Raw genomic sequence first — 20,937 nt, 5'->3', positions numbered from 1 at the left:
AATGATACGACTAGCCTCTTCTTCTAAAACTAGACATATGCTTCTCTCAAACGCAGGAGTTGCGTTTGTGCAAGAGAGTGTGGATTTTGATGAAGAAGAGATTATAGCCTCAAGCCCAAAAAACTTTGTTTATCAAGCCACAATGGGAAAATATGAAGCGAATCTAAAAGCTTTTGGATATGATGAGTATCCTCTTTTAGTCGCTGACACCGTCGTAACCTCACAGAATCAAATCCTCAGAAAAGCAAAATGCATAGATGACGCTCGTAATATTTTAATGACACAAAGTGGAAATATTACTAGCATTATTACCTGTATGATTTACCACTCAAAAGAGATGAAACTCATTGACATTTCTCAAACTGATTATCTATTTGATAAGTTTGATATGGATGCACTTGATAAATATCTAGAGAGTGGAGAGTGGAGAGGCAAGGCGGGTGCTTGTATGGTAGAGGGCTTTTGTAAGAGTTATATAAAAGAGGTGAGAGGTTATGAGAGTACGGCTATGGGATTAAGTGTAGAAGTGCTCCAAAGATTTATCTAATGTTTTATGAAAATGAACTCAAAGCACTTAAAAAATCGGGGCGTTATAGAACTCGAGAAGTACTTGATTATTCGCTCAAAGATTTTGCTTCAAATGACTATCTAGGACTCTCTCACAACAAAACTCTTCATGAAAAAACCTGCAAGGAACTCTCATCATTAGAAGTACATAGTTCAAAAGCCTCACTCCTTGTTAATGGTTATCACAAAATACATAAAGATTTTGAAGATGCACTCTGCAAAGCTAATGGTTTTGAGGCGGGAGTAGTTTTAGGGAGTGGGTTTAACGCCAACATTGCTCTTATAGAGTCGCTTGTGAGAAAGGGAGATACTCTTTTTATGGATGAACTTTACCATGCATCGGGTGTTCTTGCTTCAAATCTTAATGACTTAGATGTTGTGTTTTTTAAGCATAATGATATGAAAGAGTTACAAGAACTATTAAAAAATTCAACTGCTAAACGCAAGATAGTCGCGGTTGAAGGCATCTACTCTATGGATGGAGATTTATGCTCTAAAGAGGTCTTTGAACTGGTCGACAAAGCAAACGCCATCTTAATAGTGGATGAGGCGCATAGTAGTGGAGTAATAGGCGAGAAGCTTATGGGTGTGTTTGATTATTATGGCGTTGAGATTAAAGCAAACCATATCAAAATGGGAACACTTGGAAAAGCTTATGGAAGTTTTGGTGCGTTTATCCTTGCATCTGAGCATATAGTAGAGTATCTTATAAACCGTGCAAAACCTATAGTATATGCGACTTCTCTTTCACTGTATGACACACTTTTAGCCCACAATGCACTTAGATATATTTTACACAACACAAAAAGTTTAAAAGAAGAGATAAAAAAAAGACAAGAGATTGTTTATGAAGAGCTTGGAGTTTATGTAGAGGGTTTAATCGTCCCTATTTTGATAGGTGACAATAAAAGAGTTGTAGAGATAAAAAAAGAACTATTAGCTTTAGGTTTTGGAGTTGGTGCTATAAGACAGCCGACAGTTCCTAGTGCTATCATACGTCTTATTGTAAGACTGGGACAAAGTGAAAATGAGTTAAGAGATGTATGTAAAAATTTGGCTAAAATAAAACAATGAATATCAACAAGCTAAAAATCATATATGAGAATAAAGCACTGCTTGATGTGGCGTTTAGCATAGAGTCTTCATTAGCTTTGGTTGGTCAGAGTGGGAGTGGTAAAAGTTTAACACTCAAAGCTCTTTTAGGTATGTTACCTTACAACATGAGCTTAGAGTTGAAGCATGATGCAGAGTTTGAGCTTATAGCTGGAAAGAATATCTCTTTTATTCCTCAAAACCCTTTCACTGCACTCTCACCTTTGACTAAAATTTCTAAACAGTTTTTTGTAGATGAGAGTAGAGTTAAAGAGCTTTTTGATGAAGTCGGTTTAGAGTATGATTTGTTGGATAGATTTCCACCAGAGCTTTCAGGTGGACAGCTTCAACGTGTTGTAATTGCCATCGCATTAGAGTCTAAACCTAAGTTATTGCTTCTTGATGAACCAACTACAGCACTTGATCCTCAAACGCGAGTGATGATAATAGACCTTTTAAAAAATCTACAAGAAAAAGAGAACTTTAAAATGCTTTTTGTAACACATGATATAGTTTCAGCTAAAAATTTATGTCAAAATATCTGTGTTATTAAAAATGGAAAGATTCTTGAAAGTGGAGATATGAAGAGCGTTATGCAATCTCCAAAAGAAGAGTATACAAAAACTTTAATAGAGGCAAGTTTTGCCAATAGGGAATTTAGAACATGAAATTTATAAAACGATTATTTATACTACTATTTATTTTAGGAGTTCTATCTCCCTTTGTGGTTGTCGGCTACTATTTAAGTAATGATGATTTTGATATCTCATCATTAGTAGATTATAAGCCATCGGTAACGAGTAGAATATATGATAGAAATGGCGAAAAAATAGCAAATATTTTTGACAAGAAACACAGATATTATGCCTCTTTTGATGAGATACCTCCACGTATTGTTGAAGCGCTTGTAGCCATTGAAGATACGACATTTTTTGAGCACCCTGGTATAAATATTGACGCAATCTTTCGTGCAGCTATAAAGGTAGTGAGAGCTGGTAGAGCAGTTGAAGGTGCAAGTACAATAACACAACAGTTAGTGAAGAATGTCCTACTAACACGCGAGAAAAAACTCTCTCGTAAAATTAAAGAAGCGATTTACGCAATTAAGTTAGAGAGACATCTGAGTAAGGAGCAAATTCTAGAGCGATACTTAAATGAGATCTATTATGGGCATGGTTATTATGGTGTTAAAACTGCAGCTGATGGGTATTTTCATAAACGCCTTGAAGATTTAACTCTTAAAGAGATGGCTATTTTAGTTGGACTTCCAAAAGCACCAAGTACATATGCACCAACAAAAAACTATGATATCTCTATGGGAAGAGCAAACCGTGTAATAGAGAGAATGCATGTTCTTGGCTGGATTGATGATAAAACATATGAAGTTGCACTTATAGAAACTCCTGCTGTTTATGATGATACACTCACTCAAAACAAGGCACCATTTATAGTCGATGAAGTCTCTCGTAGGTTTAGAGATATGGGAATCGAGGACTTAAAAACTGGTGGATATGAGATATATACGAGTATATCTTTAAGACTTCAAAGTGCAGCTAAGGAGTCTCTCAAATTTGCATATGATGAATCATTAGAGAGAATCGAAAAATACAAAGAAAAAGAGCTGAAAAAATTAGCAGAGTTTCAAAAAATAGATAATCCTTCAGAAAATGAGATGTTTGAACTTCAAGATGTAAATGTATCGCAACTTAATGGTGCACTTGTATCTTTAGACTCCGCTTCTGGAGATATTTTGGCACTTGTAGGAAGTGTAGATTATAAAAAAAGTTCTTATAATCGCGCAACACAAGGTAAACGCCAACCTGGTTCCGCGTTTAAACCATTTATATATCAAGTAGCTCTTGATTTAGGATACTCAGGAGCCTCTGAACTTGTTGATATAGCAAAGACATACGAGTACGAAAAAGATGGTGAAGAGATGAAATGGCAGCCAAAAAATTATGAAAAAAATTATAAGGGTTTGGTCACTCTAAGAGAAGCTCTTATACACTCAAGAAATTTAGCAACGATAAACCTTGTAAATGAGATAGGACTAAACAACCTTGTAAGAGAGCTCAAAAAGTTTAATGTGAAGAATATTCCACATGATCTTTCTATCTCACTTGGTACTATGTCTATGTCTCCTCTTGAACTTGCAAAATACTATACATCATTTTCAAATGCTGGTGTTCAAGTGCAACCACACTTGATACTTAGCATAGACAAGGCAAACAAGACTATATATGAGAAGATGGATGAGAGAGAGCAGATGAGTAGTCCGACTCAGTCATTTATCATGACTACGATACTTCGAGATGTTGTAAATCGTGGTACGGCAAGACGTGCTAGAGTAAAAGGGATTGAACTTGCTGGTAAAACTGGAACTACAAATAATAATGTAGATGGTTGGCTTGCTGGTTACTCACCAACTATTGGAACTATAGTCTGGTTTGGAAATGATAACAACACTCCTATGTATAAAAAAGAGACGGGTGGACGAATATCTGGTCCAGCTTTTGCGCATTATTATAAAAGAGTACTTGAGTTATATCCTCAGATTAAAAGAGAATTTGATGTTCCTGAAGGTATTATAGAAGTCGAAGTAGATAATAGAAAAGAGTACTTTAGTGATATCTCTAAACCTCCAAGAATGAAAATGACTTCAGACTCAGAAGAAGAGTTACTATTTTAAATAGAGCTTCTTAACTAAAGGCTCTATTTAAAGCACAAAACATCGCTTTTATAGAAGCTGTAGCGATGTTGTTATCTTCACCCACGCCGTAGCATGAGTAAACTTCTTTCGCTTGTATCTCAATGTAAGCAACCGCTTTTGCTTCACTAGAATCACCACAAGAGTGCTCAGCATAAGATTTAATAGTGAACTGGTTTTTATAGTTTTGCATAAGAGCATGTTTACATGCATCAATAGGACCGTTTCCACTTCCTTTTGCAACAATCTTCTCTCCATTATACTCATATGTTAAAGTACATTTTGAAAGCCCATCTTTTGATGAAAGGTTCACGTGTACAAAAGTTATATGCTCTATTGGCTTAAAGTAAGTATTGCAAAATATTTCGTATATCTCATCAGCACTAAGTTCACGCCCCTCTATATCAGTCTGAGCTTGAACAATTTTTCCTATCTCAGGATGCATTGTTTTTGGAAGCTGGTAGCCATAGTTTTTCTCTAAAATATAAGCGACTCCCCCTTTTCCAGATTGAGAATTAATACGGATGATACTCTCATACGTACGTCCAACATCTGCAGGATCGATAGGAAGGTAAGGAACCTCCCAAAATGCATCATCCTTAGCTTTTTGATAAGCTAGACCTTTATTTATAGCATCTTGGTGTGAACCTGAAAATGCAGTATATACGAGTTCACCAACATATGGATGGCGAGCATGTGTATCCATCTCAGTACATCTCTCAACTACATCTAAGACTTCAGTAATATCTGAGAAGTTAAGTTTTGAGTCTACACCTTGCGTTGTCATGTTAAGAGCTAGGGTTATAATATCTACATTACCTGTTCTCTCACCATTACTTAAAAGTGTTCCCTCAACTCTATCCGCTCCTGCTAAAAGAGCTAACTCTGTTGCAGCTATTGATGTTCCTCTATCGTTATGTGTATGTGTAGAGATGATTACATTTTCACGATTATTAAGATGCATTGCCATCCACTCTATTTGGTCAGCATAGATATTTGGTGTAGACATCTCCACTGTTGCAGGAAGGTTGATGATGACTTTACGTTTGTCACTAATTCCCCAGCACTCTGTTACAGCATTTGAAATTTTTGCAGCAAACTCTAACTCAGTCCCTGTAAAACTCTCAGGAGAGTACTCTAAAAATATCTGACCATCATGAGAAGATTCATATTTTTTTACAAGTTCTACACCCTCTATGGCAAGAGCAATAATCTCCTCTTGAGATTTTGAGAAAACTATCTTTCTTTGTGCGACTGAGGTTGAGTTATAAAGGTGAACAGTTGCCTTTTTTACACCTTTTAATGATTCAAACGTCTTTTGTATAAGGTGCTCGCGAGCTTGAACAAGTACTTGAATAGTTACGTCATCAGGGATTAGTTTATCATCAACAAGACGACGTAAGAAGTCAAACTCTACTTTTGAAGCAGATGGAAAACCAACCTCTATTTCTTTAAAACCGAGTTTAAGTAAGAGTGTAAAAAGTTCAAGTTTTTTCGACATTGTCATAGGGTTGATAAGAGCTTGATTTCCATCTCTTAAATCAACACTACACCATGCTGGAGCAGTTGTTATACTATTGTTTGGCCACTGTCTATTTGGCAAATCTATCTTTGGATAAGGCTTATACTTACCATTAGGAATGTGATTCATTATGAACCCTTTAACTTGAAATTTAAATAACACACTCTTACATCTGTTATTATTTCGAAATTATACCTAATTTAAATAGTTTGTTCTCTTAGTTTAATTGTAAACAAAGCACCTATATTTGAGTTGCGTACATTTATGCTACCGTGGTTCTTTTTAACAATCTGTTTACTCATATAGAGACCTACACCTGTACCTTTTCCTTCAGCTTTAGTTGTAAAGTTAGGCTTAAATATTTGTGAAATTATCTCTTTTGAAATTCCACCAGCGTTATCTTGGAACTCTATATAGATATAACCACTTACTTTATAGGCATTGATAAAGATATTTCTATCAGTAGAATCATTTTCATTAAAAGCATCTACAGAGTTACTTATGAGGTTTATAAAAATATGTTTAAACTCATTTTTATTTCCTAAAATGGAAATATCATCTTCAATATCAACAGTGAGTTTTACATTTTGAGATAGAAGTTCATCTTTTAGAAGGAGCTGAACATTGTTTATTACATTATTGAGTACAAAAGTCTCATCTTTAGTTGAAGGTCTTAAAAAGTTTCTAAATTCACCAAGTGTATTTACCATGTGCTCAATTTGCATATGCACAGTCTGATTAAGGTCTTCAATGTATCTTTTATCAACTTCACTGCTTTCGAAGTCGTTTTTTAGCATGTCCATTATCATACTTATGGAGTTAAGAGGTTGTTTCCATTGGTGTGCAACGACATCTATCATTTCACCCATGGCAGCTTGACGGGCACTCTGCTCAATTAGTTTGTCTTTTTTCTCTTTTTCTTCATTTGAAAGACTATGCATTTCGTTACATTTTTTTATAAAAGCTTGATTTTCATCATATATTTTATTGCAGTACTCTTCTTGCTTTTTGTACATTATGATAAGTTTTGTTAACTTACTTTTTAATGTTTTATCACATGACTGGCTGATTTGAACAATGTCATCAATAGTTTGTTGATTGGAGGTTGGTGTCATGGGAAATATTATACCAAAAAATATATAAAAGGTTTATTTTTAAATTGGCTCTTGCTCCCATAAAAAAGGAGCGGATAAAGAGGGTAGAGATAGAATCTCTACTTAGATTAGCACTGGTACGTAGTTTTAAACTCGTAAGCAGTAGGGCGACCTTCGTCTGGGAAAACATCACGCTCAAATCTGTATTGTTGGTAAGCGTCAACAAACTCTTGTGTAAATACTGGCTTTAAGAAGTCGTTGTCACGGATAAGTGCTTCAAGTGAACCACGTAGAGTGTGAGGCATTTGAGGGATTTTCTTTTGACGAATTTCATCAAGAGAAAGCTCAAATAAATCTTCATCCATTGGACCAACAGGAATATCTTTGTTTTTAATACCATCAAGACCAGCCATCATCATTACAGCAAATGCTAAATAAGGACAAGCAGTAGAGTCTGGGAAACGCATCTCAATTCTAGTAGCCATTTCACCCGCACCGTAAGGAATACGACAAGCTGCAGAACGGTTTTGAGAAGAGTAAGTTAAGATACTTGGAGCTTCAAAACCTGGTAATAATCTTTTGTACGAGTTAGTTGTTGGGTTCGTAAACGCAGCAACTGCACGAGCGTGCTTGAATATACCAGCAGTATAGTTAAGAGCCATTTCAGAAAGGTTTGCATAGTTACCTGGCGCATAGAAAAGATTTTTCCCATCTTTCCATAGTGACTGGTGAACATGCATACCATTACCATTATCACCATAGAGTGGCTTAGGCATAAATGTAGCAGTCTTACCATTAAGGTGTGCTATCATTTTTACAACATACTTGTATTTTTGAACATTATCAGCTGCACCGATGATGTCAGAGAAAACTATACCTAGTTCGTGTTGAGCTTGTGCAACTTCGTGGTGACCTAGAACAACTTCAAGACCAACTTGCTCTAGTACTTGCATCATTTCAGCACGGATGTCAACAGCAGAATCTGTAGGAGCTACTGGGAAGTAACCGCCCTTAGTTCCTGGTCTGTGACCTGTATTGTACATATCTGGGTAAGGATTGTTTGAGTTCCACTCACCCTCTTCAGTATCCACTTTGTAACCAGCTTCATTGATGTTATCAACAAAAGTTACAGAGTCAAACATAAAAAATTCATTCTCAGGACCAAAATAAGCTGCATCTGCAATACCTAAATCTTCAGCATGCTTGAGTGCCGCTTTAGCGATTGAACGTGGACATCTCTCATAAGCTTGGTTTTTGTAGATGTCATAAACATCACAAAAAACAATGATAGTTGGATCAGCAGTAAATGGGTCTAAAAATGCAGTTCCTATGTCAACTTTAAGAAGCATATCCGACTTATTAATCGGCTGCCAAGCTTCGATAGAAGAACCATCAAAAGGTAGACCGTTCTCAAGTTGACCAGCACTTACAGCACTCATTCTGTAACTAATATGGTGCCATGCACCTTTGATATCTGTAAATCTAAAATCTACAAACTGAACATCATTTTCTTCACAAAAAGTAAAAAACTCTTCTACGTTATTAACAAATTTTCCCATTTAATTCTCCTGAAATTATATTTACACAAGTATATCTTATTTAAATTTACCTAGAGAAGTATAGTTGATTAAATATTCATCAACTGCAAGATTTGTTTCATATAGTGATATAGATACTTATTTATAATCCATTAGAGTATCTTGAGGCTTTCTTAAGATATAATATTTTAATTTAACTTACTAGGGATAAATGGAGGATTTATGATTTATGAATTTTTTAAGGAGTATGAGGAGTTACTCTCATATGACCAAGCGTCACTTCTAGATTATCGACTTGATAGTATTGCAATAAAATTAAATATCTTTTTTCAAAGATTGATTATTAAAAATATTAAAAAGCAAAATATTAAACTCTATCTTGCTGGTTCTTGTTTGAAGGCTGATACTTTTAGAGACTTAGATCTCTTTTTCCCTTCTAAAGAGGATAGAGAACTTATAAATAGTGCAATGAATCAAGACTATTTTGAGTATGAAAATAACTCCTACACATATAGTTATAAAAATGACATATATCAACTTGTATACAGAGAAAGATTTGATAACGCCACACTTGAAGAACTAGTGAGTGGTTTTGACTTTGACTCAACTAAAATAGCGTTTGAGTGTAACTACAATACAAAAAAGAGACTCTTTACAATAGTTGCATGTGATATGAGAGAGGAGTTTGTGACTTACATTAATACAAGAATAAATCATTTGCAAAGGGTAAGTCTTAATCCTTTTGTTTCGCTCCAACGCGCCATCTACTTTTTAAAACGCGGAGATGATGTTCCCTATGAAGTTTTTCTGCAAGTCTGCTCAAAAATTGCAGATTTAAAACTTGAGAAAAATGAAGACCCTTCACTGCATTTTAAAAATTTACAAGGTAATCCAAATAAATTAACGAATATTAAAGATGCAATTACTCATTACATCGATGATCAAAAAGATGAAACAAGTTGATAAGTTATTAATCACCAAAGTATCTCTGTCTCTGTTTGTCTTTTATCTTGTTAACATCAAGAATGATAAAACTATCTACACAATCAGAGAACTCTGCATCTATATTATATGCACAAAACTTTACTCCATCTTCATTGCAAAGGTCGGCATATTGTTTATACATGGTTGGCACACTTAACTCTAAAAAACTAAGCGCTTTTTTGAGTGTTTTAAAGTCTTTTTTATAATCATTGAGAACTAACTCAGCTTGAAATGTTTTCATATACTCATCATTAAAGTCAAATATATATGGAATCTTTGCTATTGCCAGTTCCTTTTTTACAGAAAAATATGTACTGTAAAAATATAAAATCATATCTTTTGCAACTTTAGGATAACTTTGTGAAATACTGACAGCTCCATAGAGATATTTTATCTGAGGGTTGCTTTTTAAGTATGCACCTATACCTTGCCATAGATAATCAAGTGCTCTACTCCCCCAATATTTTGGCTGCACAAAACTTCTTCCTAGCTCTATGGAATTGTCGAGGTATTTATTAAAATTTTCTGTATATTGAAAGAGAGAGTTTGTATAAAGTGCTTCTTCGTTGTATGAAGTGATAATATCACTTGTTATGCCGATTCTATATGCACCTACTATTTCTAAGTCTTCATTGTCCCAAAGTACTATGTGTTTGTAGTATCTATCATACTTGTCTATGTCTCTACTCTTGTTTACACCTTCTCCTACTTGTCTAAAAGAGATCTCTCTTAGTCTTCCTATTTCGTTTAAAACACTAGAGTTGTTTTGTAAGCACTCGTAAAGATAAATCTTTTTACCATCCTTTGTTGAACCAAGAAGTTTAGAGTTTTTCAACTCTTTTTTTATCTCTCTTCTATCTTCTGCATGTGCTATGGCTTTTTGTGTTACAAAGTAACTTACCTTTTTTTTCAAAGAGTAGAGATGTTTTTTATAAAGGCTAATAAGCTTATCTTTTGGAATTGAGTGAGGATGAGTGTTCTCATGAGGAATAATCTCTCCTATGGTTAACTCTATCTCATTTCCTCTTTGTTTGAACATCTCATGTGATAAGAGTATAGTTGAGAGAGGTTTACTAAGTGCGGAGACAGAGTAGAAAGTTTTTGAGTTTTTGCCGCCGATGAGTATGGGAAGAATAGGTGAAGAAGTTCTTGAAGCAAACTTTAGAAAGCTTTTATGCCAATGCCCATCTTTTACTCCCTTTGGTGTAGCACGACTTACTTCTCCAGCTGGAAAAATGATGAGTGCTTCTTCAGAATTTAGAGCATCATATATCTTATTAATAGAGTGTTTAGATTGCCTACTTTGGAAGTTGTTTATATCGATTATAATTGGGCTAAGCGGTTTGATAGCATTTAAAAAGTCATTTGCTACTATCTTAATATCTTTTCGTACTGTGCTAATAGCCTTGATAAGAGCTAAGGCATCCAGTCCGCCAAGTGGATGGTTGGAGATTATTACAACTCTTCCTGTAGCAGGAATGTTTTGGATATCTTTATTTGATAATGAGTATGTGAAGTCAAGAGTCTCTAAGGCACTTTCAATAAACTCGAAACTTCCCAAATGTATATTTTCTTCAAGAAATCTGTTTATCTCCTCTTGATGGACTATCGCATCGGCAAATTTGTTAATGGCACCTTTGATTATTTTATTATCTTTAAGTTTAGGGTATTTCTCTTTTATCATCATTTGAACATTAATCATATAAAACCTCTATAAGTAATTTAGATAGATTATAGAAACTTTAGATTACTCAATTGTTACAGTATGGTTACGATTATCATTGACAATTGTTATTAAAAGTTTTATAATAGATTTGTAAGTTTAAAATAAGGGGTTTTATCATGGCAAAAGTATTAAAGAAAAAAGTGGTTAAAGCAGTTGCTAAAAAAGCAGTTAAAAAAGCGGTAGCTAAAAAAGTAGTTGCCAAAGATGCGGCTAAAAAAGTTACAAAAAAAGTAGTTAAAGTTGCTACAAAAGCAGAGCCTACGGCAAAGAAAGAAGTTAAAAAAGTAGCTAAGAAAGTTACAAAAGCGGCAGCTCCTAAAAAAGCTGCTAAAAAAACAACTTCAAAGAAAAAATAAGTTTTACTCTAAAACTTAACGCTAAATGTTGAACCTTCATTTTCTATGCTTTGAACTTCAAGTTTAAAGTTGTGAAGGTTCAGTATATTGTTAACGATAAACAATCCCAACCCTAAAGAGTTATTCCAACTATTTTCATTGACTCTGTAAAACTTATTTGTAATATTTTCTAAGTTCTTTTTAGAAATCCCAATCCCCGTATCGATAACACTTATCTTTTGTGCATCAAATTCGATTATTACTTCATCTTCAGAATATTTAAAAGCATTTTCAACCAAGTTTGTAATGACTACGCTAAAAAGCGAACTATCTCCTTTTAGGGTTATATCCTTATCCCCATTTACAATAACTTGGCGTTTAGGATAGTTTAGTTGTATGTTTTCTACAGTCTCTGTCACAAGTTCATAAATATTTATAGTTTTAAACTGCATCTCTTGTTGGCCACTATCTAGTTTTGAAGAGAGTCTTAGCGTGTCTATAAGTTCACTAAGCTTGATGCCATTCTTATAGATTTTAGTTAAGAACTTCTGTCTAATATTAGGGTTTATATCTTTATCATCCATTAGCGTTTGTGAGTAGCCGTTTATGACAGCGATTGGATTTTTAAACTCATGGCTTATTGCAGATATGATGTCATCTTTTTGTTTGTTGGAAATCTGAAGCTTCTGTGTAAACTTACTTTTTTGTTTCTCTTTTTTCACAAGGATTTGTGATACTTTCGTTAGAAGTGAAGTGATCTTATGAAACTCTAAAGAGAAGTTTGAACTTATATAAGTCTCTTTGTCTTTTTTTGTTAGTGAGGTTAAAAAGTTTACGATTTTTTGCACCTCTTCTTCTATTCTTTTACTTATTTTATAAGTAACAAAAAATAGAACTATGAAAAAAAGTAAGAGTAAAACAAGTATCTCCTCTCCTAAAGAGAGGATATCTTGCTCAATACCTTTAATCTCAAGCGAGAGTCTAATGTACATAGGAGTTTTAAAACTCTCGTAGCGTTTGACTACATAAAGAAAATCTTTTTTGAGGGTATTAGAGCGTCTTATTTTATATGCATACTCTTTATCGTTTGATGCAACAACTTCATCTCTATACTTATGATTTCCCATTTTTGTTTTGTCTTTATGGGACTCTGCAATGATGTTTCCATCAAAATCTATAAGAGTGAGTCTAAGCCCTAAATCATTTTTTATATCTTGTGCTAATTTATCCAAATTTTCACAGCGAGGAAGATTCAAAGATAAAACTTTGATGTTATCTATAAGGGCATTTTTTGTCTGTTCTATTTGAAACTCTTTGACCCAGTAGTATACAACTATGCCAAGAGCTATAAAAAGTAGCGAAAAGATAAGAAGAAATTTTCTAAGTACAAGTTGGTGAAAGTTTAACAAAATATATAGCCCTCGCCACGGACTGCTTGAATATAGTTTTTTTCACCCGTTGGGTCTATGTTTTCTTTGAGGCGTTTGATGGCTACATTAACGGTTTTGAGTTGCTTATTGATACTGTCTTTCCATACGTTTTCAAGCAGGGTCTCACGCGAGAGCAAAATATTTTGATTTTTCATGAACTCCAAAAGAAGATCATGCTCCAGACTTGTAAGTTTTATCTCTTTAGAATCAATTTGGAAAGTTTTGTTTGATGGACTATAGGAGATGTCTTTGTATTTGAGGACATCTTGAGTTTTACTTGTACGACGAATCAGAGCTTTTACTCGAGCTTTAAGCTCGTTAATATTAAAAGGTTTTGTTATATAGTCATCACCGCCACGTTCAAAACCCTCTACGATATCATCAGATAAATCTTTGGCACTTACATAGATAACAGGCTGGTTGTAGCCCTCAGTTCGAATCCTCTCTATAAACATACTGCCTTCGACTCCTGGTAAGTTTCTATCCATAAGTATGAGAGAGATATCCTCTTCATCAAGTATGTCTCTAATATTTGACGTATCTACACATGTAATGACATCATAGCCCTCACTACTCAAGGTATACTCAAGTAAGTCTAAAATATCTTCTTCATCATCAACGATTAATACTGTTTTATTCATGACATTATTGTAGCAAATGTCGCCTAATTTTTAGTTATGAAAGTTACCACCAACCTTTGCATATACTAGAAGATTTGCTATGCTTATAGCACGTGAAGCGATTTTACCACTTTTTCTAAGGGCTCTAAGCATCTTATGAAACTTCTCAAAATTTTGCAAAGAGTCTGCTTGAAGAGATAGATTTCTCTCTACCATTTCATACAAATCATCAGTCTTGTTCTCTTCTATAAGAACATCATTATAAATCTCTTGAATCTCCTCTTCATCTTCATAGTCAATCATACTCAGAGTGAGCTCTATCGCTTTTACTGTTGATGTTTGCATAGGAACTGCATACTCGTTAATAGTAGCAACATCAACATCAACGCATACATCTGTAAAACCTCTGATGAAGCTTCTTGTGTTTGAACAAGCACGTGAAAGTTCATTTGTGATTTTTAAGTAAGCGATAACACGTCTTAAGTCTCTTGCTTCTGGTGTATAGAGTGCAAGAACCTTTATGATTTCATTGTCAATCTTATCAGTCTTTGCCCCGATGTTTTTTATATGAGCTCTGGCTTCAATGAACTTTTCATTATCACAATCATTAAGAGCTAAGAGTATAAGTTTGTTTGACTCTAGGAGTCCATTGCCTATCTCTAAGAGTTTACTTTTTATTCCGTCTAAATTAGTTTGAAATGTTGGTAGCATATTCTATTATTTCCTTCAATTTATTTTATATATAGTTTAAAGTTTAAGATTCTATCCAAAACGGCCAGTGATGTAATCTTCAGTCTTTTTCTCTTTAGGGTTTAAGAAGATGTTTTCTGTTTTATCATACTCGATTAAATCACCAAGATACATAAACGCCGTATAGTCACTTATACGTGAAGCTTGTTGCATGTTATGTGTAACAATCGCTATGCTTACGTCCTTTTTAAGTTCAACTAAAAGCTCTTCAATAGCTCCGGTGCTAATTGGATCAAGTGCAGATGTAGGCTCATCAAAAAGGATGACTTCTGGCTTAACGGCAACTGCGCGTGCTATACATAAACGCTGCTGCTGTCCACCTGAGAGACCCATTGCCGATTTACCTAGTCTATCATGAACCTCTTTCCAGAGTGCTCCATCTTTTAAAGCTTGCTCAACTCTATCTGCTAGTTCTGTTTTATTTTTTAAACCCGCTATTTTAAGACCATAAGCGACATTGTCAAATATGCTCATTGGGAATGGCGTTGGCTTTTGAAAAATCATTCCAACTTGTTGACGAAGTTTGATAAGTTCATTCTCTTTTTGGATCTCTAAGATATTGTTTCGCTCACCCGTAACGGCGTCTAGAAGCTCTATTTTTCCATCGTACTTGTTTCCAGGGTATACGTCATGGATTCTATTCATGCTACGAAGTAGTGTTGACTTTCCACAACCACTTGGACCGATAAGCGCAGTGATTTTATTTTTCTCTATTGGAAGAGTAATGTTGCGAAGAGAGGGATGCTCAACTCCAGGATAAGTAAAAGAGAATTTTTTGATGTTCATTACTGGCATTGTATTAGTCCTTATTTCTTGTGATAAATCTTCCAGTTAGGTTTATGATTAAAACCAAAACTGTAAGTATAAATGAAGCAGCCCATGCCAAATCACGGCTAGACTCTTCAGGTTCGTTTGCTAAGTCGTAGATACTAACCGTGAGAGATGGAAAACTCTCAGTCAGATCAAGACTAAAGTAGTTAGACGTCTCAGACGTAAAAAGTAGAGGTGCAGTCTCACCGATAATACGAGCAAACGCTAGCAGTATACCCGTCATAATTCCAACCTTAGCGGCTTTAATAACGATATCTAAAATAACGCGATACTTAGAAGCGCCAAGAGCGATTCCAGCTTCACGGAGTTCACGGGGAACAAGGCTAAGCATATTGTCAGTTGTATTTATAACGACTGGTATCATCATGATTGCAAGCGCTATGGCTCCCGCAAAACCACTTGTTCCGCCAGTTGGGACAACAACTACCGCATATACAAACGCACCTATAACTATAGATGGCGCAGACATCATGATGTCGCTCAGGTCACGAATTAGCGAAGCGTATTTTCCACGGCCATACTCTTGCAAGTAGATACCAGCTGCCATCCCTAAAGGAATACCAATAGCCGCAGCAAGACCTGCTAAGATAAACTGACCGATGATAAGGTTTCTAAGACCACCATTGATAAGGTCATTTAAAAATAGGTTGAAGTGAAAAGAACCTAAGCCCTTTATAAATAGAGTGATGAGTATCCAAGCTAAAAAAGCAAGGCCTATCATCGCTGAGAGAACTGAAAGCGCTAAAAATATCTTATTTGCTAATAATCGCATCTAGTGAGCCTTTTTTAGGAAGTAAAATTTAGCTATTGAAATTACGGCAAAGCTTATTACAAAAAGAATTAATGCTAGATAAAATAGCGCTGACTCACCGAGTCCACTTGCTTCACCAAAGTTGTTTGCCATTGCAACAGGTATAGATATTGTTGGGTCGTTAATCGCTGATGGCAGAACAAAGATAGAACCAATAAGAAACGCAACAGCCATAGTCTCGCCTAAAGCACGTCCTAATGCTAAGATAATGGAGCCGATGATACCCGTTCTTGAGTATGGAAAGATGATGTCTTTTATAACTTCAAATTTTGTAGCACCTAGTGCATAAGCCGATTCTTTAAGCACGCCTGGAGTTGTGTTCATACTATCTCTAGTAATTGCCGCCATAAATGGAAGTATCATAACGCCAAGAACAAGTCCAGCCGTTAAAAGAGAAACTTGATAACCACCAACTAAATCGGCAACTATAGGAGCGAAGTAGTAAAGCCCCCACATACCAAATATGATAGAAGGAATAGCCGCTAAAAGTTCAATAGCGATACCGACAATGTGAGAGATGTTTTTAGGAGCGATTTCCGCTAAAAACACCGCAATACCCATAGCGATGGGAAGAGCAAAAGCAAGAGCTATGAGAGTTGTAAGAAGTGTACCTACTATTGGGACAAGGCCACCATAGATAGTTGTAGTTAAAGTACCTTCTTCATCTTCATCAAACATAACTTCGTCTTCATCTTCGATGATGTCATCTTCATCAGTAATTTCCATATCATCTTCATCGATGATTTCATTACCCTGGTCGCTCAAGTCTTCTACTGCAATTTGGGTGTCAGTAATCTCAACCACAACTTCTTTGTTCCAGTCAGGATTTACGATAAAGTCAAATCCAAACTCATCTATGGCTGGTTTAGCAGCAATAAAAAGAGTAATGAAGATACCAATAAGAATGACAAAAACAAGTGTCGCACTACTGATAGAGAGTTTTTGAAATATTTTTTCCATAAAGAATATAGCCTATTTAAATTTGATATGGAATTTTATAAAAACTTGGTTACATTAGGGTTACAAACAAGGGAGAAGCAGCATCACTCAAAAGAGTGACACTTGAAGTATGAAATTTAAAAAGAGTTACTTAATGCCTTTAGCATCCCAGTAAGCTCTAATCTTAGCAGTTAATGAGTCTGGTAGTGGTACAAAACCAAGGCCCATAGCTATATCTTGACCGTTTACATAACACCAGTCGATAAACTTAGTTACATCTTTATTTGTCTTAGCTTTTTCCGAAGGAATAAGTATAAAAGTTGCAGCTACCATTGGGTAAGACTCAGCTCCTTTTGGATCAGCTATAACAGCATAAAAATCTTTCTTCGGATCTAGACTTGCTTTTGCAGCGGCAGTTTGAAAAGATTTTAGCGTTGGAACTATAAAGTTGCCCTCACGATTTTCTACAGTTGCCATCGTTATGTCATTGTTTTTAGCATCTGCATAGTCTATGTAACCTACAGAATACTCTGTTTGCTTAAGTAAAGCGGCAACACCAGAGTTTGTTTTACCACCTATATGATGATCTCCTGGCCATGAAAGAGACTTTTTAGCACCAAAGCTTTTTCTCCACTTTTTTGAAACCTTACTTAGGTAGTATGTAAAGTTGTAAGTAGTTCCACTTCCATCTGCACGGTGAACAAATGTAAGTTTTTCATGTGGAAGCTTAACATTTGCATTCTCTTTAGCGATTAAAGCATCATCCCAGTGAGTAATTGAACCATCTGCTATAGCTACTATTGCACTTCTGCTAAGTTTAAGTCCATCAACACCTGGAACATTGTAACCCATAGTGATTGCACCAACAACACCTGGAAATTGTAAAAGTCCATTTTTACGAAGTACTTTTGGACTTAGTGGTTTATCAGTTCCAGCAAAGTCGACAGCTCTTGCTTTAGCGTCTTTAATACCTTTAGATGAGCCTTTTTTAATGTAGTCAACTCTAACACCGCTCTCTTTATTATATGCTTTTAGCCATTTTTGGTAAACGCTATATGGAAATGAAGCTCCACTACCTTTGATAATCTCACCAGCGTTTAGTGATGTTAACAAAACTGTACTTGCTAATGCAATTTTAATCATTTGAGTCATATGTATATACCTTTTATATTTTAGATGGCGAAATTATAAAACTTGTTGGTTTCTTTTTGGTTACATTTTTGTAATTTAACGTAATCATTATGTAACCGAAATGATTTACAATTCCACCAACAAATAATTTAAGGAATTAAAATGAATAAAATAGTTTTATCTACTTTAATGCTCACTACTTTAGCAATAGCTGAATCGGACATAGATCATCCTATCGAACGTATAGAAGAAGTAAAAGACTCAACTAATGTACATGAAAAAAACATAATCGATAGGTTTCATTTCAAAGGTGATTTAAGAATAAGATATGAGAGTAAAGAGTATTACTACTTTGATGGTAGTGAAAAAAAACAGTATCTTGGTCGTTACCGTTTAAGACTAGGTTCACATGTTGATATTACAGATCATCTTCAAGTTGAAGTTGGTATGAGAAGTGGTAACGCTAATCCAACTTCAGGTAACCAAACTTTTGTAGAGGCAAATAAGGATACACGAGGTATTTCAGAGTACTTTGTGGACTCAATGAGATTCAATGCTGTAGCAATTGATTATACATTTGGCAACTCTATATTAAAAGTAGGTAGAGCACCATATATGATGTATAGACCTATTAAATCACAACTCGTTTGGGATAATGATATCTCATTAGATGGTATTAACTACCAATACAATGATGATTCAAATATAATCACTCTTGGTATGAATCAAACTAGTCTAGCAGAGGCTTCAGTAAGTAAAAATGATGTAAATCTTGTTTTAGCACAATATGTAAGAACAACAAAACTAGAGAGTGCAAAACTTAATCTAGGTGCAGGACTTTACTACTATGATGGAGTAAAAGGTAATACACCTCTTTATAACTCTAATAGCAATGGTACTTCTGGCATGGGTAATACTATGGTAAGCGGTCTATTTGCAAATGACTATCATATCGTAGAAGCATTTAGTGAACTTAAATTCAAAGATGTACTTGGTCTACCATTTGCACTAGCTGCAGGAGTAGTCTATAACACTGCTGCAACAGAGAAAAATTTTGGATATGACGTAGCTTTTCAAATAGGTAAGGCTAAAGAAGTTACTGACTGGCAGCTAAAGTACTCATATACGGACTTGCAAGAAGATGCTACACTTGGTGCACACTCTGACTCAGATAACTTTGGTGGTGGTACAGCTTCAAAAGGTCATGCTATTAGAACAAAATATAAATTTGGTAAGAACACGTATCTTGCAGGGACTTGGTTCTATAATACACGCTATGCTAGTAAAGATGGTGAAGCTGCAGACACAGATTACGAGCGTGTGCAGTTAGACGCGATAATAACTTTTTAATAATATTTCACTCCCTTAAAATACAGAGTCATCTCCTTGGCTTTGTAAAGTACCCAATAAAACAGATTTCATTTTCTCCTTACTTGAAGACTCTTTAGTGAGTCTTCTTTTATACCATCATATACCCAACACCTCTAATAGTTTTAATATAATCTTTACTCTTTAGTGGGTCGATTTTCTCTTTTAATCTTTTCATAGCTACATTTACTGTTTTTGGGTGAATATCTTCTATGCTTTTCCATACGTACTTAAGTAAAAAATCTCTATCTAAGACTTTTCCTTTGTTGGATATTAGGATTTGTAAAAGAGATGTTTCAAGGTTTGTTAACGTAACTTCAACTCCTTGAATCAAAACTCTATGTAGATTTAAATCTAACTTCATATCTTTGTACTCAAGATCTTCGACTATCTCTTTAAACTCTCTATTTGAGCGTTTAAGAACAGCCTTTACACGAAGAATCAATTCCTCTATGTCAAAAGGTTTAGTGACATAATCATCCGCACCCTTTAAAAAACCCTCTTTGATATCTTCACTAGAGTCTTTGGCTGAGAGCATGATAACGGGAGTGTTGATATTTTTACTTCTTAGCATCTCAACATAGTAACTTCCCTCGATGTCCGGAAGGTTTCTGTCCATAATGATGAGGTCGACATTTTCTTGAGTAAGCACGCTTCTGACATGCTTTGTGCTTAAAAACCCAAGAACATCATAACCAGCAGCACTCAAGTTATACTCTAGCAGCTCTAGTATATCATTGTCATCATCGACTATAAGTATTTGCTCTTTCATTCTCTCTATCCTCTTATGATAGTTTATAACCTATTCCGCGTATAGTCTGGATATAGTTTTTTGTCTTTTGTGGGTCTATCTTATCTTTAAGTCTTGTGATGGCTACGTTTACGGTTTTGTACTGGTTTTGCTCAGAATTTTTCCATACGTTTTGCAAGAGATAGTCACGATCTAAAATAGTGTTCTTGTTGAGGATAAACTCATAAAGTAGGTCAAACTCCAGTTTAGTTATCTCAACTACCATTTCATCTACCATTAGAGTTCTCGCATCCATATCTAAGAGTAAATCTTTATGGCGAATGCTCCCTTGAGATGTACTTTTAACAGTACGTCTTAAGATGGACTTTATCCGAAGAATAAGCTCTTTCATATTAAAAGGTTTCGTCATGTAGTCATCGCCACCGCGCAAAAAACCCTCTTCAACTTCTGAGTCGCTATCTTTAGCACTGAGATAAATAACTGGCGTTTGAATGCCGTTGTCTCTTAAAGATTGTATATACTCGCTTCCCTCAACACCGGGAAGATTTCTATCCATGATGATAAGATCAATCTCCTCTTCTTCTAAAAGAGTCTCAACTGTTTTAGTGTTTAAAAACCCAACAACGTCAAAGCCCTCTTTAGAGAGATTGTATTCAAGTAAATCTAGTAAATCCTCTTCATCTTCAACTATTACTATTTTATGACTCATATCAAACCTCTTATTTATATGCTTATATTATA

20 protein-coding genes and 1 pseudogene are annotated in these 20,937 nt (G+C 35.1%); 8 read left to right on the top strand and 13 right to left on the bottom strand.

Annotated elements, in window-relative coordinates; translation table 11 throughout:
* Position 1 precedes the first annotated feature (1 nt).
* From maf to GJV85_RS11635, 4 genes are read left to right on the top strand one after another with little or no spacing between them, the layout of a single operon-like run.
* Positions 2-547, top strand: coding sequence for a septum formation inhibitor Maf (gene maf, locus GJV85_RS11650; protein WP_207561551.1), 546 nt, complete (start codon positions 2-4; stop codon positions 545-547).
* A complete protein-coding gene (locus tag GJV85_RS11645) occupies positions 547-1,641 on the top strand; it encodes an aminotransferase class I/II-fold pyridoxal phosphate-dependent enzyme (RefSeq protein ID WP_207561550.1) in 1,095 nt (364 codons plus the stop codon). Before maf ends, GJV85_RS11645 begins: the two co-directional genes overlap by 1 nt.
* Positions 1,638-2,327, top strand: a complete 690-nt coding sequence (locus tag GJV85_RS11640; protein ID WP_207561549.1) for an ABC transporter ATP-binding protein — start codon at positions 1,638-1,640, stop codon at positions 2,325-2,327. Before GJV85_RS11645 ends, GJV85_RS11640 begins: the two co-directional genes overlap by 4 nt.
* Positions 2,324-4,348 carry a penicillin-binding protein 1A gene (locus GJV85_RS11635; RefSeq protein ID WP_207561548.1) on the top strand — a complete coding sequence of 675 codons (2,025 nt, stop codon included), beginning with the start codon at positions 2,324-2,326 and terminating at the stop codon, positions 4,346-4,348. The genes GJV85_RS11640 and GJV85_RS11635 overlap by 4 nt, the downstream gene beginning before the upstream one ends.
* Before the next feature lie 10 nt (positions 4,349-4,358).
* Here the strand turns inward: GJV85_RS11635 and leuA are convergent, their stop codons facing one another.
* The 3 genes from leuA to glnA form a co-directional block, all read right to left on the bottom strand.
* Entirely contained in the window at positions 4,359-6,017 is a 1,659-nt protein-coding gene (leuA, locus tag GJV85_RS11630) for a 2-isopropylmalate synthase (protein ID WP_207561547.1), read from the bottom strand.
* Positions 6,018-6,088: 71 nt separating this feature from the next.
* A complete protein-coding gene (locus tag GJV85_RS11625) occupies positions 6,089-7,003 on the bottom strand; it encodes a sensor histidine kinase (protein WP_207561546.1) in 915 nt (304 codons plus the stop codon).
* Positions 7,004-7,110: 107 nt separating this feature from the next.
* On the bottom strand, positions 7,111-8,541 hold the full coding sequence (gene glnA, locus GJV85_RS11620) for a type I glutamate--ammonia ligase (RefSeq protein WP_207561545.1): 1,431 nt from the start codon (positions 8,539-8,541) through the stop codon (positions 7,111-7,113).
* Between the two features lie 201 nt (positions 8,542-8,742).
* Here glnA and GJV85_RS11615 point away from each other — a divergent pair, with 201 nt between their 5' ends.
* A complete protein-coding gene (locus tag GJV85_RS11615; RefSeq protein WP_207561544.1) occupies positions 8,743-9,483 on the top strand; it encodes a Gabija anti-defense Gad2 family protein in 741 nt (246 codons plus the stop codon).
* 7 nt (positions 9,484-9,490) lie between these two features.
* Here the strand turns inward: GJV85_RS11615 and olsF are convergent, their stop codons facing one another.
* Positions 9,491-11,206: a bifunctional ornithine lipid synthase OlsF gene (gene olsF, locus GJV85_RS11610; RefSeq protein ID WP_207561543.1), complete on the bottom strand. Its 1,716-nt coding sequence runs from the start codon at positions 11,204-11,206 to the stop codon at positions 9,491-9,493.
* A 140-nt stretch (positions 11,207-11,346) separates the two neighbouring features.
* On the opposite strand from olsF, the gene GJV85_RS11605 reads away from it, so the two are divergent.
* The gene (locus GJV85_RS11605) at positions 11,347-11,586 is read left to right on the top strand and encodes a hypothetical protein (protein ID WP_207561542.1); all 240 of its coding nucleotides are present in this window, start codon (positions 11,347-11,349) and stop codon (positions 11,584-11,586) included.
* Between the two features lie 8 nt (positions 11,587-11,594).
* Here the strand turns inward: GJV85_RS11605 and GJV85_RS11600 are convergent, their stop codons facing one another.
* The 7 genes from GJV85_RS11600 to pstS form a co-directional block, all read right to left on the bottom strand.
* Positions 11,595-12,974 (bottom strand): sensor histidine kinase, encoded by a 1,380-nt coding sequence (locus GJV85_RS11600; RefSeq protein WP_207561541.1) that lies wholly within the window; start codon positions 12,972-12,974, stop codon positions 11,595-11,597.
* Positions 12,968-13,636, bottom strand: coding sequence for a response regulator transcription factor (locus GJV85_RS11595; protein WP_207561540.1), 669 nt, complete (start codon positions 13,634-13,636; stop codon positions 12,968-12,970). Before GJV85_RS11595 ends, GJV85_RS11600 begins: the two co-directional genes overlap by 7 nt.
* A gap of 30 nt (positions 13,637-13,666) precedes the next feature.
* Complete coding sequence (locus tag GJV85_RS11590; protein ID WP_207561539.1) at positions 13,667-14,326, bottom strand: PhoU domain-containing protein; 660 nt, start codon at positions 14,324-14,326, stop codon at positions 13,667-13,669.
* Between the two features lie 51 nt (positions 14,327-14,377).
* Positions 14,378-15,160, bottom strand: a complete 783-nt coding sequence (gene pstB, locus GJV85_RS11585) for a phosphate ABC transporter ATP-binding protein PstB (protein ID WP_207561538.1) — start codon at positions 15,158-15,160, stop codon at positions 14,378-14,380.
* 4 nt (positions 15,161-15,164) lie between these two features.
* Complete coding sequence (pstA, locus tag GJV85_RS11580) at positions 15,165-15,968, bottom strand: phosphate ABC transporter permease PstA (protein WP_207561537.1); 804 nt, start codon at positions 15,966-15,968, stop codon at positions 15,165-15,167.
* Positions 15,969-16,967: a phosphate ABC transporter permease subunit PstC gene (gene pstC / locus GJV85_RS11575; RefSeq protein ID WP_207561536.1), complete on the bottom strand. Its 999-nt coding sequence runs from the start codon at positions 16,965-16,967 to the stop codon at positions 15,969-15,971.
* A gap of 126 nt (positions 16,968-17,093) precedes the next feature.
* Entirely contained in the window at positions 17,094-18,098 is a 1,005-nt protein-coding gene (gene pstS, locus GJV85_RS11570; RefSeq protein ID WP_207561535.1) for a phosphate ABC transporter substrate-binding protein PstS, read from the bottom strand.
* Positions 18,099-18,239: 141 nt separating this feature from the next.
* On the opposite strand from pstS, the pseudogene GJV85_RS13860 reads away from it, so the two are divergent.
* Together GJV85_RS13860 and GJV85_RS13855 are read left to right on the top strand one after the other, a co-directional pair.
* Positions 18,240-18,938, top strand: a pseudogene (locus GJV85_RS13860) (putative porin); the annotation flags it as partial.
* Positions 18,939-18,983: 45 nt separating this feature from the next.
* Positions 18,984-19,427 carry a putative porin gene (locus GJV85_RS13855; RefSeq protein WP_430739173.1) on the top strand — a complete coding sequence of 148 codons (444 nt, stop codon included), beginning with the start codon at positions 18,984-18,986 and terminating at the stop codon, positions 19,425-19,427.
* Positions 19,428-19,536: 109 nt separating this feature from the next.
* On the opposite strand, the gene GJV85_RS11560 is transcribed toward GJV85_RS13855, so the two are convergent.
* Together GJV85_RS11560 and GJV85_RS11555 are read right to left on the bottom strand one after the other, a co-directional pair.
* Positions 19,537-20,217 (bottom strand): response regulator transcription factor, encoded by a 681-nt coding sequence (locus tag GJV85_RS11560; RefSeq protein ID WP_207561533.1) that lies wholly within the window; start codon positions 20,215-20,217, stop codon positions 19,537-19,539.
* A gap of 13 nt (positions 20,218-20,230) precedes the next feature.
* Positions 20,231-20,905: a response regulator gene (locus GJV85_RS11555; protein ID WP_207561532.1), complete on the bottom strand. Its 675-nt coding sequence runs from the start codon at positions 20,903-20,905 to the stop codon at positions 20,231-20,233.
* Positions 20,906-20,937: the final 32 nt, after the last annotated feature.

Origin of the sequence: Sulfurimonas aquatica (assembly GCF_017357825.1) — a bacterium.
In the GTDB taxonomy this organism is placed as follows: domain Bacteria; phylum Campylobacterota; class Campylobacteria; order Campylobacterales; family Sulfurimonadaceae; genus Sulfurimonas; species Sulfurimonas aquatica.
The sequence above is the reverse complement of the archived record's forward strand: the minus strand, read 5'-3'. Positions and strand labels throughout refer to the sequence as shown.